Consider the following 14,065-nt stretch of genomic DNA (forward strand, 5'->3'; position numbering starts at 1 on the left):
AATCCCAATGCCCCCATGCCCAATCATCCCCTAGTCTGACTTTGTTGCACTTGCTGCCACAAATGCTCTGCACTTTCTGCTGGTGCAAGGCACTTCAAGCCTTGGCAAACTAAGCCAACGCTTCCCTGTGGTAAATCTGATGCCACGGCAAACACAGCAGTCGGCAGATACTTAAAAATAAGAGAGTTTATCTGCTCAGGTGTAGTGCGAATCAAGGTAGAGTTACGATACCAATCTAAGGCTGTAAACAAGCTGGGGCAAGCTTGAGGAGCGCCACGCATCACATTTCTAAAAGCTTTTAAGCCAAGTTCCGCTAAATCCAAATAATGTAAATTATCTGTGAGTAGGGCGAGACGGACAAGGTTAGCGATCGCTACTCCGTTGGCTGATGGTGTAGCATTATCTGCGTAGCTACGCTCCCGTACTATTAAATCTTGACTAGAATCACTTGATGCGTTAAAATAACCACCTAGTTCCAAGCTCCAGAGAAATTCATCGAATTCATCTTGAATTGCGATCGCTTTTTCTAACCAAAAAGAGTGCGGAGTTTGAATGAAGTGATTCTCATCGCTTGAGAGCGAAACTTGGTGTAAATCCAGCAGCGCTTTGATAAAAAGGGCGTAATCTTCAGACTGAGCTAATACAGTCGGTTGGCCTTCATAGTTAAGTCGGTGGAAACGCCCATCTACAAACTGATGCTCCAAGATGAAATTTGCTGCTCGTGCTGCTAATTCCAGGTAAGAAGATTGTTTAAAGACCTCAGCAGCTTTTGCCAAACCGGAAATCATTAAGCTATTCCAGGCAACAATCATTTTTGTATCTGTCACCGAAGGAATGCGCCCTGGCCAATTGTTGGTTTTTGCTTCCTGGTTGTTGCGAGCAGGGGGAAAAGTTTCTAGTGACTCAGGTGTTACACCATAGCGAGCAGTAAACAGCTTGTTTAATGTAGCTTCCAGTCTTGCGCTCAGTTGCCCTGGATAACGCCTTTGTAAAACATTTTTGCCTTCAAAATTACCTCTAGGACTAACTGTAAACTCTTGTTGTAATTCTGTTAGTTCTTCAGGTGTTAACAGTTGTTCTAGTTCGCTGTAACTCCAGACATAAAAGGCTCCTTCCTCTGGTTCTACTGCTGTTGCGTTAGTAAAACTGTCAGCATCTTGTGCTGCATAAAAGTAACCTTCAGGTGCAGTCATTTCCCTTTTCAGCCACTGTGCAGTACCAGCAACTGCCCGTTCAAAAGCTGGTTTTTGTATTCCTGCACTCCACAAATTTGCTAGATACTCCACGATTTGTCCATTGTCGTAGAGCATCTTTTCAAAATGGGGTACTGTCCAAGTAGGGTCAACAGTGTAGCGATGAAAGCCACCACCTACATGGTCATAAATGCCTCCCAGCGCTAAGTCTAATCCTCGTTGGGTAGAAATTTGCTTGCCATCATATCGCGATTCAAAATTAAATCGAGTTCCTCGCAATGCTAGTTCTGCGTAGGGAATCATCGGAAAGCTGTTACCTTGTTGGCTGGGAGTAATTATACCTGTACTGGTTTCCCAACCTTTTCGCAGTAGTTCGTCGTCTTCTAGTTCGTTTGTAGTTCCGTCTTGCAACACCGCAGACGTGAGCAGCGACTCAATAATTAAAGCTTTACGTTGGTGTAAGTCCTCTTTTTCAGTGTCATAGTACCGTCGAAGCGCCTGTAACACTTGCAAAAAGCCAGGACGACCATAGCGTGAGTCCACAGGAAAATAAGTACCAGCATAAAACGGCACTAAATCCTCTGGGGAAAGGAAGACGTTCAAAGGCCAACCCCCTTGACCGCTCATCATCTGTAAAGCCTGCATATAAATGCTATCCAGGTCTGGCCTTTCTTCTCTGTCTACTTTGATCGGAAGAAAGTTACTATTCATGTACTCGGCAATAGCTGTATTGGAAAAAGCTTCACCTTCCATGACAGTACACCAGTGACAACTAGAGTAGCCAATGGAGAGAAAAATTGGTTTATTTTGCGCCCTTGCAGTTGCAAGTGCTTCGTCAGACCAAGACCACCAATCTATGGGGTTTTCGGCGTGTTTGCGTAGATAGAGGCTCTTAGCTTCAGCAAGGCGATTAGTCATGATCAAATTGCCAGTAGTTGCCTTCTTTGCTCAGTCTAGCCTGTTCTCAGAGACGTTGGTTTAAACGCCTGTATACTCAGTTAATAAACCCAACGAGCGAGTTACCCCTTAAGTCAGAGGCTCATATACAAAGGTAGATGGTAGCAGTTCTTGCCCAAGTTGTGAAATATTCTTATTGGAAAGAGCGCAACAACAAGCTAACAATATGTCCTGGATGTGTAGGTGTTTCCGTCACAGGTAACACTACATTTGACTGAATTTTAGTACTTGGGCTAAGTCCTGCTATCAGGTGGAGTAAGAAGGTGATAATGGCGGCTTGTACGAATTTTTCCCGCATGGCACATCTCTCTCTAAATGAATAGCTGTTTAAGTAGGACTACTTTTTGTAAATACACCTCGTGCGACTAACTTTACTGAAATTCTACAAAAATAGCCGGATAATTACTGAGGCAAATCTTAAAAAAATGTTTAAATTGCTACTAGAAAATTAGACGCTTTAGACAGAAAATTTATGCGGTTCTTGAGCTAATCACCACATTATTAGAGTTATACAGCAACCACTAATGTATGGGGTTGAAGATAATTAGGTTTCTTTTGATTAGTTCCTTTTTAAATGCGGATATTTCCTTAGACAGGTTTAGCTGGCAAAAAGTGCCTGAGAGATGAGACATTTAGCAAAACTACCTTTTGCGCTTTTGTTTAGCGATAATTATTTGCATTGGTCTGAGAACAGGAGAGATAAACCCCAGATTAGTGCTGCGATCGCTAGAATGTATATAAAGTAGCTACAAACACGCGCATGATTCCTATCGTAATTGAACAATCGGGTCGAGGTGAACGCGCCTTTGATATCTATTCACGACTGTTGCGTGAGCGTATCATCTTTTTGGGACAACAAGTTGATAACAACCTCGCTAACTTGATTGTTGCCCAATTGCTGTATTTGGATGCCGAAGACTCGGAGAAAGACATTTATATGTACATTAATTCTCCCGGTGGTTCGGTGACAGCTGGCATGGGTATTTTTGACACTATGAAGCATATTCGCCCTGATGTCTGTACCATTTGTACCGGACTAGCAGCGAGTATGGGCGCTTTTCTGCTCAGCGCAGGTGCTAAAGGCAAGCGAATGAGTTTACCCCATTCTCGGATTATGATTCATCAACCTTTAGGTGGCGCTCAAGGACAAGCGACTGATATTGAAATTCAGGCGCGGGAAATTCTTTACCACAAGCGGCGGCTAAACGACTATTTGGCCGACCACACTGGTCAACCAATTGAGCGCATTGCTGAAGATACTGAACGTGATTTCTTTATGTCGCCGGATGAAGCCAAAGAATATGGCTTAATTGACCAAGTAATTGACCGCCATGCTGCTGGTAGCCGTCCAGCAGTTGCTGTTGTCGGTTAAGAGTCACGATTAGCAAATGGTGATTTACTACCTTTAATTCCTTAAATCTCGCAAATAACCCCTCTTCACTTACTTGTGAGGAGGGGTTATGTCTAAGATGGGCAACTGAAATGCTTTAGTGCTTTAGGTTTTTTTGTAGTGGCGTGGGTTAGGTAAAACCTAATCCACCACCATCAAACACTAGAAGTTAAGTGCATAGAGACAAATAACTAATCAAAATCCCGCTATTGGGTCTGGCTGAGATTGCAAGTATTGGAGAAATCCGTGTAATTCGTCTTCAGTCAATAAGGTGCGCCCTCGCTTACCGTAGGTTTTTATCAGATGTTCTCGTCCCTGTTCGGGTGTCCAACCTAAGCGTTGAAGTTCGACATCTGTTTTAGCAATTACATCTGACAAATCGACTGGTTCAGATTTCTTCTTTTTCCTCCCTGTGCTTGTCGGGGCGATCGCATCCTCTTGAGGATTATAATTACGGGGCGTAAATGGTGTGACATTACTAGCAGAAATCCCTAACAAAGGTTGGTTTTCTGCTTGGTTACCAGAAATTATTTCCAATTTTTCGACTGGAGTATCGAATGGGATTTCTTGGTTAGCAACACGAAACTCTTGACCTAAGTCTTGACTGTAAGTATCGCTTGTGTTGACGTTACCCTTGTCAGTTGTCAGTTCTAGCTTTTGGGAAACTGCTGGCGTGTTTACATAATCGGTTGTTATCGGCTCAGGTTTAATGTTTCGTTCATTTAAAGGTGGCGGAGATATTTCTTTGCCACTGACCACTGACCACTGACTACTAAGAAAATCCTTATCCTGTCCAGAGGAATTTGTGCTTGAAGTAGGGTTGATTTGCGTCTTTGAGATGGGAGTTGAAGACAATGCTACCGATTCTTGTGGCGCATTCGCGATTCCTAAAACTAGCAATGCTCTAGTTCTGGCTTGGTCTTCTGCTGCTTCTACAGTTTCTGCGGCTGCCAAACCTGTTGCGCGGGTTACACCTTCAACTTGCACGCTTGCCCTGACAATGTATTTTCCTTGAAAAATTTGCACTAATTCAGAAATAAGACTACCGTTGGGATACAAGCTCTGGAATTGAGCCAACATAATACTGCCACCAATCTAAATCTGTTTAATAACGGGGTCGATGTTACCTGTTTGTCCAAGCGATAAGCTGCACTTGCTTTAATTTACATCCAATCAATAGCTAAGATGCTTGCTACGATTGCATTTCTTCTCTAAGAGACTAAGGCGAACATTTTCAATTGCTTCTAAACCCCTTGCAGCATCTTCTCAAAGTCAAATCTCAAATCAAGTAAAACTTGTTTTGAGATTATGGCGGGAGATGACTAAGTTTAGTCCCAGTGGATATCTAAGACATTTTAATTTTACGTCCGTTCACTACTTAGCAGACGGAAGAAGACGTAGCAAAAAGCTAAAAGCTTTGTCCTGTGTCCTAATTGTAGCAGTAGCTCTTTTTGCTGTTATATTTTTGGCCACTGCTGACCCACTTGGGTGGTTTTGCCTGCAATGCTATACTGAATACCCAACTCGATATGCAGAACTATTTTCTGGAAGTGCGCTCTAAATCTACAATAATGGAGATAAGGTTCGCCCTCACTGCTTATTAAGCTGCTTACCTAATTGTTACCGATTCTACATGTGGGAAAATTGGGTTTATCGGCAGTTTCTCCTAGTTAAAAATCAGAGTCTAATGGCGTAAAATTACCTTCAATCTAGACAATCAAACACCTGTGGTTTCCACGCCACTTGCTCCACTTGGGGAAACCCCAAGACCGCAGTGGCTTCCCTGCATAGAGCTTTTGGGCAGCATGGAGAGTTCTCCAAACTCAGCTTCTCAAAAATCCATTGAGTAATTATCTGGTAGGGCAAAATTTTAACAGGCGTTCTTTCTAAGTTTGGTTAGGTGAAGGGACTTGAGCGCAGGCGAACTCTGAGAGCGTCGTGCAGTGAGAAGTCCGTAGACGCAAAGAGAAGTCCGAGCAGAGGAAGCCTCCAAGTCTCCTTTGGAGGAACTTTGCTTACCGGAACTTCGGAAGCCGTTACCCATAAGGGTGAGTCGTCTTCATTGCCTTGGTACTTCGGAGGTTTTGCCTCAGGGCAATACGTTTCCAGTTAGTGTCTGTAAGCCGTGAGGGCATACAGCAAAGAACCAGATTAAACAAAAAATGATGTTTTGACCAAAGGTCGGTTCACTGCATGGAATTTTCAATCGCTACACTCCTTGCCAATTTCACCGATGATAAATTGGTAGCTCGTAAAGTTTTGGAAAAGAAACTTGGTTGCGAGGATGAAGACAGTTTACAAAAACTTCACATTGCCTTAGAGGTTCTAGAAAAAATTGGTATTTTGGTGAAAGAACGGGGCAAGTACCGCCGTGTCACAGAAGAGGGAGTCATCGAAGCAAAACTGCGTTGTTCTAGTAAGGGCTTTTGCTTCGCTATTCAGGATGTAGAAGGAGCCGAGGATATTTACATCCGTGAGAGTCATCTGAGTAATGCTTGGAATGGCGATCGCGTTTTAGTAAGAGTTCTCAAAGAAGGCAGTCGTCGACGCTCTCCCGAAGGAGAAGTGAAGCTGATTCTAGAACGTTCCAATCACACTCTCCTGGCACGGATTAAACAGGTAGAAAGCGGTTTTCGGGCTGTACCCTTAGATGATCGTCTCTTGTTTGAACTCAAGCTGCAACCGAACGGTGCAAAATTAGATCAAGCAATCGATCACCTTGCCCATGTAGAAGTCCTGCGTTACCCGTTAGCACAATATCCCCCCCTAGGCCGGGTGGTGCAAATCCTTGGCAGCGATGCTGAAGCTGCTGCTGACATAGATTTGGTAACGTGCAAGCACGACCTTTCCCGTACTTTCCCAGATAACGTCCAAGAAGCCGCGGCAAAGTTATCCAAAAGGCTGCTCAAAGCCGACCTGAAAAATCGGTTGGATTTACGTAATTTATTTACCCTAACTATCGTCGGAGTCAATGGTGACTCCAAAATAGTAGAAAATGCTTTGAGCTTGCAAAGAAACGCAGCCGGACTGTGGGTTTTAGGTTTTCATATCAGTGATGTATCCCACTATGTTCAGCCAGACGAACCGCTAGATAGAGAAGCATTCAAGCGGGGAAGGTCAGTGTATCTAGGAGAGTTGGTGCTGCCAATGTTGCCTGATGCTGTGGCAGAACGCAGTTCTTTAGTAGCTGGAAGCGATCGCTTAACTCTGTCTTTTTTAATTACGATTGATCCAGAGTCAGGAGAAGTAGACCAGTGGGAACTTCAACCCAGCGTCATCAAAGTAGATACCGCACTGAGTAAAGAACAAGCCCAAGCAATTCTCGCAGGTCAACCTGAAAAGAAAACTGACAAAGAGGTTATTCAGATACTACAAGACCTGCAAGCCTTGCAAAAAACTGTGAAACAGTCACGTTTAGGGCGTGGGAGCTTGCAGTTGAATCTGCCACCCAGCCAAAACCCCTACTATGATGAAGGAATTCTGGGGGCTGTGGTAGTAAATGATTCACTCGTGCGATCGCTATTAACAGAGTTAGTGCTGCTAGTTAATGAACTGATCGCAACTCACTTCAATGCTTTAGGTGTTCCCGCAATTTGGCGAGTTCAAGGCGCACCCGATTCCGAAGATGTCCAGGAAATGCTGAAATTGTCGATAAATTTAGGCGTTGATCTGGCATTAGACCCAGAAGTTGATATCCAACCCCTAGATTATCAACAGTTGACCAGGGCTTTTGCAGAATCTCCTTCTGAGCAAGTTCTCACCTACTTGTTGCAAGACACCCTCAAGCCAGCTGCATACAGCACCACCAAAGGATCTCACTTTGGGTTGGCATTAGCGCAATACACCCATTTTACCGCCCCTTTGCGACGTTATCCAGATTTGCTCATGCAAAGAGTGTATTATTCGCTACTGGAGCATGGACGCGATCGCCGCAATACCCGTGTGAAAGACCGTGTTAACCTGCGCCATTCCTCCAGCCACATAGAAATTAACTGGAACGTTTTACCCCCAGAATTGCAACAAGAATTACAAAGCGATTTAACTAGGGTAATTGTCCAGATTAACGACAGGGAAAAAGAAGTCCAAGAAGCCGAAGCTGATTTAGCAGGACTGCAAAAAGCGCAACTGATGAAACAGCGCATCGGTCAAGTGTTTCAAGGCGTGATTACTGGTGTTCAATCCTACGGTTTCTTTGTAGAAATTGAAGTACCAGCAGCCGAAGTTGAGGTTAGCGGTAATCCTGGTGTACCTCTTAGGGTTGAAGGACTGGTACACGTCAGTTCTCTCAAAGATGATTGGTATGAATATCGCGCCAGACAACAAGCACTCTTTGGCCGCAAAAATCGTGCTTCCTATAGACTAGGCGATCGCGTCGGCGTCCAAGTTAAAAGTGTCGATTACTACCGTCAGCAAATTGATCTAGTAACAGTTGGCAGCGACGGTGTACCTAAAGGCTTGAGCGAGAACGGTTCCCGCGAAGATGTTTCAGACCTCTATTTACCAAACGACATTGATGTTGACGACTTAGATCCCTATGGTGAGGATGAGTAAAATCAATTAATAAGCGCGTGTCAAATAACACTATTCCTCTGATTTTAGGCGTATCGGGTGCATCTGGTCTGATTTACGCCGTTCGCGCTATCAAATTTTTGCTAGAAGCGGAGTATAGTATTGAACTGGTTGCATCTAAGGCAACTTACATGGTTTGGCAGTCGGAGCAAGATATCCGAATGCCACCAGAATCCACTCAACAAGAACAATTCTGGCGAGAGCAAGCTGGGGTTGCACTCTCAGGTAAACTGCAATGCCATCCTTGGAGTGATGTCGGAGCTAACATCGCCAGTGGTTCCTTTCGGACTCTAGGAATGATGATCATTCCATGCAGTATGAGTACAGTGGCAAAGCTAGCAGCGGGTTTAAGTTCCGATTTACTAGAACGAGCTGCGGATGTTCAACTCAAAGAGGGGCGAAAGCTGGTGGTCGTCCCTCGTGAAACTCCTTTTAGCCTGATTCACCTACGTAACTTGACCTCTCTAGCAGAAGTTGGAGCCAGGATTGTCCCTGCTATTCCCGCTTGGTATCATAATCCTCAAACTATTGAGGATTTGGTTGATTTTGTAGTTGCTCGTGCTTTAGATCAACTAGATATTGACTGCATCCCAATTCAGCGGTGGCAAGGTCGTCGCTAGAGTATAGGAGTTAGGAGTTGAGAGTTAGAAGTTAGGAGTTAGGAGTTGGGAGTTAGAAGTTAGGAGTTAGGAGTTATTAAATTATTCCCCTTGCCCCTTGCCCCTCTGCTCCCTGCCTCCCCTGCTCCCCCTGCCCTTCTGCTCCCTGTCTACCCTACTCCCCCTGATCTATCTTTTCTCAATCCCTATGGCTGTAATTCGCTTAATTCTATTAGTGGCGGTACTAGGAGGACTAACACTGTTGTTAGTTCAAAATTGGTCACCTGCACTATCGCTAGTATTTTTGGGTATGCGGACTCAACCATTACCGCTAGCAATCTGGATTTTGTTTAGTATTGCCACTGGTGCTTTCACATCTATAGCGATCACGATCTTATTTAAATTATCTAATTATTTTACGCCAGGGCAACGCCAAGCCCCCGCCAAATCAACAACTTCAAGACGTGGTAAAGCCACTCCTAGAGAAGAGTTTACACCCCCTTCTGCTAATCCTCCACCGTCAGCTAGTAAAAGAGAATACACAACTAGTGACGAATTTGATGATTGGGAGAATAACAGCAGTAATGATGATTGGAATTTTGATGAAAAGTCAGAGGAAGCGTCTACCCCTAGTCCTCAAACTCAACAGTTTAAAGACTCTAAATCTTACGAACGTCAATCGGAACCTAAAAGCAGTTCTCAATCTGGTTCAGTTTACTCCTATAGTTACCGAGAGCCAAAAAATACTGCTGCGGGCAAACCTGAATCAGTTTACGATGCTGATTACCGGGTAATCATTCCCCCTTATCAATCCCCAACTACAAATCAAGTTGAGAATGATGATGATGATTGGGAATTTTTGGACGATGACGATTTTGAGGATAAGGATAAACGCCCCCGTAAGTAGATACTTACGTACGATATTTTTTTGGGCTAAGCTGCTGCAAATCTAATTCGCATACAGTCAGCAGCGAGGATGCTCACCAGATCAAAGTTTTCTCATTTTGAATTTTGAATTGCTTGTATCCGACACCGCTCTCTGGACTCCTGCTTGACTTTACCAGTCATAGCAGCTTCCTGCAAAGTCATGAAAGCATTAAAATCTTCCAAGTCATATCGGGTAGTTAATAACTGTCGTAGTTGATTTTCAGCCTCCACAGTCAAATAGCCAGTTGCTATAGCTTTTTGTACAACGTCACGAATTCGAGTCATGGCTGACACCTCATTCATACTACATTTGTTGATTTGAACTTAGTCAGGTGAAATATGCAGTAGTTTTTGTGTCTAAGCCTTCAATTGGGCAAAGCTTTTTTAGACGATGTGAGAAATTCAGTCATTATTTACACCTTTGTCGGCAGCACTTATTGATGGAAACCCTGCTATATCTAAACTTTTAGAATTCCTCTACTGTGCTACTCAAAACACAGTATTATGTATACTTAAAATTACCTCACTAGACAGAAAGTTCTGGTTGTTTACATAGACAGAAATTTTTTGGATAAAGTTTCAACCAAGCTTTGTTAATTTTCTGTTAAGCCAAAGATACCTAAGCTATTACCGCTAAGTCACCTAACGAAAGTTACTAATTTCGTTATAAGTTCATTGTTTATTTATTTTGATTTCATAGAAGAATCGTTAATATATTGCCTGAGTTACTTTAAATACATAAATAAAGCTAATGGCAATAGTTGATTCAAATCAGATAGAAGATGAATTTACAGAAGCAAAAAATAATTGGGAGTTGGAAAAGTTATATTTAGACTTAGCTTCCGCTAAGGGTAAAGCTTTGACGCCTGTGGAAAAGAAATTTTTAAGAGGTCTGCTTTGCGGTTGTAGTCCAGCAGAAATTGCTAAGGTAGTTTATCAAAGTCGTAGCAGCAGTACCGTTAGAGTTTATCTTTCTAATGGATTGTATAAATATATAGAAGAAATGTTGAGTAACCAGGCAGGATACTCAGTTAAGGTAAAAAATTGGAGTCGAGTGACTCATTTATTAGAAAAATCTGGGTATAAAAAAGGTTGGTCACAAACACAACCAGCAACTAGCTTACTAAAAACTAAGCAAGAACAAGAGCCTGGTGTAGTCCACACTAAATCAACCCAAATCCAAGATTGGGGTGAAGCAATTGATGTGAGTGGATTTTATGGACGGGTAGCAGAACTAGCAACAGTTAAAGAATGGATTGTGCAAGAGCGTTGTCGGTTAGTGGTACTCTTGGGTATGGGTGGAATTGGTAAAACAGCTTTTTCAGTAAAGCTAGCAGAAGAAATTAAAGATGACTTTGATTATGTGATTTGGCGATCGCTACATTTATCTCCAACTTTAGATATCATCTTAAATCAAATTCTGGAAATTTTTTTTCCTAAAGCAGAGACAAAAAGCACAGCAACTTTTGACAGTAAAATTTCTCAACTGATTGATTGTTTGCGCTCTTATCGTTGCCTGCTTATCTTAGATCATGTTGATTCGATTCTATGCAGTGACGATGGTGATGTAGCACAAGAATATTCCAATGTATCAAGTGAAACTTCAGGGATAAAGAATACTTCTGTATATGTTTCACCAATTCGATATCGCCAAGGTTATGAAAATTACACAGAATTTATTAGGAGAGTAGGCGACTCGCAACATCAAAGCTGTTTAGTATTAACAAGTCGAGAAAAACCATCAGAAATTGCTTCCAGAGAAGGAGAAAAATTACTTGTTCGCTCTCTAAAATTAGCAGGTATTAGTCAAGTAGAAAGTATTTTAATTCTTCAAGCTAAAGGGTTTGGTAACTTAAAAGATGAAGAATGCAAATTACTAAATTACTGGTATGGAGGTAATCCGTTATTTATTAAATTAGTTGCTAGTACTATTCAAGAAATCTTTGCTGGGAGTATTTATGATTTTCTCGAACAAAACATTAGAGTGTTCGGAGATATTCGAGAAATTTTAGACCAGCAGTTCAATCGTTTGTCTCTGTTAGAAAAACAGATAATGTATTGGATTGCCCTGACTCAAGATGTTGTCTCCTTACACAAATTACAAAAAGAGACTATCCCAGGGTGGTCGAAGAGATTGTCACAACGATTAATCTTAGAAGCTTTAGAGTTATTACACAAACGCTCTCTGGTTGAAAAACACGTATCTAGCTTTAGCCAAATTCCAGTATTGAGAGAGTATATAGTTGAACGCTTAATTGAAGAAAATTTTAAATTAAGTGAAGATAAAAAAGATCACTTATTGATAAATAATAAAATTTTTGAAGCACAATTAAAAAACTACATCCACGAAAGCCGACTAAATGGAGAGATGTAAAGTATAGCCAGGAGTTAATAAAACTCAGGACTCAGCACTTAGTAATTGGAGTAACGTGACTAGTGAGCAGTTTATTACAGGGAGTCAATCTGTACTTAATTGGGATGATGGGCGTTGGTAAGACGACGGTAGGACGCTTACTGGCTAAGCAGTTGGGTTATGGGTTTGTGGATACTGATGATGTGATTGTCAAAGCAGCAGGTAAATCGATCAATCAATTATTTGCCCAGGAAGGTGAAGCAGGTTTTCGCCAGTTAGAAAGCGACGTACTAGCGCAAGTTTGTGCTTACACAAAATTGACTATAGCAACTGGCGGGGGTATTGTACTGCGGCGAGAAAATTGGGGTTGTTTACGCCACGGTTTGATTGTGTGGGTAGATGTCCCACTTGAGCTACTTTACAGCCGTTTAGCAGAAGATACCACAAGACCACTCTTGCAAGATGCTGATCCCAAGGGTAAGTTACGATCGCTCCTTGAACAACGAACACCGCTTTACTCACAAGCTGATTTACACATTATTGTTCGAGAAGAAGAAACACCAGAAGATATTGCCAACAAAGTTATCGAGGCAATTCCTAGCGTACTCAAATCGCCTAATTATCACTCAAGGGAACAAAATCATAGCCAGTAGAAGAATTGCTACTTGGTTGCACCTTAACTAATATTGCTGTACCGTTGCGATCGCCTGATGGTAAAAATTCAATTTTTCCTGATGCACCATTGGCTGAAAAGCTAGAACTATGTAGCGTCTTTTGCAAATCTTCGCGGGTAGTACTGTTCTGCAAACCTTTGGCGATCGCCATAGTCGCATCATAAGCCATTGCCGTGCGCCAATTGACAGCTCCACCCCAAAGTTTCACAGCATTTTGAGGAAAGGTATTGCCAGGAAATGCATTAGGATGCCAAGTTACAGCCAGTACCATACCATTGACATCGGCTTTTCCCACCTGTAGCGTTTGAAATGTATAGAGTGTGGGACTGGCAAACAGCGTCAATTTTCCTTTATTTGCTGCTGCTAGTTCTAAAGCTTTGTTAATTCTATCTACGTGGGCAGCCAATACTAAACTATCTGCACCACTACTAATCAGTTGAGAAATTACTGCACTGGGGTTAAAATCCGGGGCATAAAAATCGCAATTGGCAGCATTAACTTTACCACCCGCAGCTAATATATCTTTGACCAGTTCATCTTTGAATGATTGATTATCAATTGCTTTGGAATCAACACAAATGGCAATATTAGTTTTGCGAGCTGTTTTGAGAATGTAATTAGAAAGCCTCTCAGCAACAGAGCTAATACCGGGAATTGTACGGAATATATAACTGCCAATTCCAGAGAGGTTTTGAGCAAAACTTGTAGGAGAGATCATCACTAACCCTCCCTGTTGATACACTGGAGCGGCAGCAATAGAAGCATTAGTCGCGTTATGTCCCACTACAGCCAGAATGTTGGGATCTTTGACAAACTGTGTCGCAATTTGTTGCGCTAGGCTGGGATCATTGTCATCATTGGCGATCGCCACCTGCAAAAGCTTACCATTTATCCCACCAGTGCGATTCACCTCATCTTGAGCCTGAGCCACACCCCGCAGAATTTCTTTTGCTACATCTAGATTGCTGCCAATTGGCACGCTGACTGCAATTTTTAAATATTTGCTCTTGTCAGTTTGGGAATTGTTTAGATAAATTAATGCTTCTGGATCGTTGCGATATTTGAGCAAGGATGATTTCAACTTAGTGACAGCAGTGGCAAAATCGCCTTTAGCAAAGGCTTGTACTCCTGCTTGTTTATCAGGGTTTGTGTCAGCGGTGACTAAAATTCTCTCACCTAAACTAATTCGCTCTGATGTAGAACCTGAAGCTGCTTGAGGATTAGTGCCTGATAGTGGAGGATTTGAAGTATTTCCAAAAAATCGCTTCCATAACCAAAAGCCAGAACCTAGTAAAGCAATGGTCAGCAGTAGAGATAAGACAAGAACCTTCGTTTCATTCTTAGAATTCATAGATTATTTAATAAATTCACCCGCAGAATTAGTACTTGCTTAGCGTCTACAA

11 protein-coding genes are annotated in these 14,065 nt (G+C 42.4%); 6 read left to right on the plus strand and 5 right to left on the minus strand.

From position 1 onward, the window contains the following. Positions 1-23 precede the first annotated feature (23 nt). On the minus strand, positions 24-2,111 hold the full coding sequence (locus tag WKK05_RS34660; RefSeq protein ID WP_341527487.1) for a thioredoxin domain-containing protein: 2,088 nt from the start codon (positions 2,109-2,111) through the stop codon (positions 24-26). A 172-nt stretch (positions 2,112-2,283) separates the two neighbouring features. After that, positions 2,284-2,448: a hypothetical protein gene (locus WKK05_RS34665; RefSeq protein WP_341527488.1), complete on the minus strand. Its 165-nt coding sequence runs from the start codon at positions 2,446-2,448 to the stop codon at positions 2,284-2,286. 462 nt (positions 2,449-2,910) lie between these two features. On the opposite strand from WKK05_RS34665, the gene clpP reads away from it, so the two are divergent. Next, positions 2,911-3,522 carry an ATP-dependent Clp endopeptidase proteolytic subunit ClpP gene (gene clpP / locus WKK05_RS34670; RefSeq protein ID WP_341527489.1) on the plus strand — a complete coding sequence of 204 codons (612 nt, stop codon included), beginning with the start codon at positions 2,911-2,913 and terminating at the stop codon, positions 3,520-3,522. A gap of 213 nt (positions 3,523-3,735) precedes the next feature. Here the strand turns inward: clpP and WKK05_RS34675 are convergent, their stop codons facing one another. Next, positions 3,736-4,620 carry a hypothetical protein gene (locus WKK05_RS34675; RefSeq protein WP_341527490.1) on the minus strand — a complete coding sequence of 295 codons (885 nt, stop codon included), beginning with the start codon at positions 4,618-4,620 and terminating at the stop codon, positions 3,736-3,738. Positions 4,621-5,733: 1,113 nt separating this feature from the next. On the opposite strand from WKK05_RS34675, the gene WKK05_RS34680 reads away from it, so the two are divergent. The 3 genes from WKK05_RS34680 (at position 5,734) to WKK05_RS34690 (ending at position 9,615) form a co-directional block, all read left to right on the plus strand. After that, entirely contained in the window at positions 5,734-8,091 is a 2,358-nt protein-coding gene (locus tag WKK05_RS34680; RefSeq protein WP_341527491.1) for a ribonuclease R family protein, read from the plus strand. Positions 8,092-8,108: 17 nt separating this feature from the next. Then, complete coding sequence (locus WKK05_RS34685; RefSeq protein ID WP_341527492.1) at positions 8,109-8,729, plus strand: flavin prenyltransferase UbiX; 621 nt, start codon at positions 8,109-8,111, stop codon at positions 8,727-8,729. A gap of 187 nt (positions 8,730-8,916) precedes the next feature. Continuing rightward, the gene (locus WKK05_RS34690) at positions 8,917-9,615 is read left to right on the plus strand and encodes a LapA family protein (protein WP_341527493.1); all 699 of its coding nucleotides are present in this window, start codon (positions 8,917-8,919) and stop codon (positions 9,613-9,615) included. A gap of 92 nt (positions 9,616-9,707) precedes the next feature. Here the strand turns inward: WKK05_RS34690 and WKK05_RS34695 are convergent, their stop codons facing one another. Further along, a complete protein-coding gene (locus WKK05_RS34695) occupies positions 9,708-9,920 on the minus strand; it encodes a hypothetical protein (RefSeq protein ID WP_341527494.1) in 213 nt (70 codons plus the stop codon). A 466-nt stretch (positions 9,921-10,386) separates the two neighbouring features. On the opposite strand from WKK05_RS34695, the gene WKK05_RS34700 reads away from it, so the two are divergent. Then, positions 10,387-12,009, plus strand: coding sequence for an NB-ARC domain-containing protein (locus tag WKK05_RS34700; RefSeq protein WP_341527495.1), 1,623 nt, complete (start codon positions 10,387-10,389; stop codon positions 12,007-12,009). Between the two features lie 62 nt (positions 12,010-12,071). Next, complete coding sequence (locus tag WKK05_RS34705; RefSeq protein WP_341527496.1) at positions 12,072-12,641, plus strand: shikimate kinase; 570 nt, start codon at positions 12,072-12,074, stop codon at positions 12,639-12,641. Here WKK05_RS34705 and WKK05_RS34710 read toward each other — a convergent pair. Next, complete coding sequence (locus tag WKK05_RS34710) at positions 12,604-14,013, minus strand: ABC transporter substrate-binding protein (RefSeq protein ID WP_341527497.1); 1,410 nt, start codon at positions 14,011-14,013, stop codon at positions 12,604-12,606. The genes WKK05_RS34705 and WKK05_RS34710 overlap by 38 nt on opposite strands. Between the last annotated feature and the right edge of the window lie 52 nt (positions 14,014-14,065).

This window comes from Nostoc sp. UHCC 0302 (assembly GCF_038096175.1).
GTDB lineage: Bacteria > Cyanobacteriota > Cyanobacteriia > Cyanobacteriales > Nostocaceae > UHCC-0302.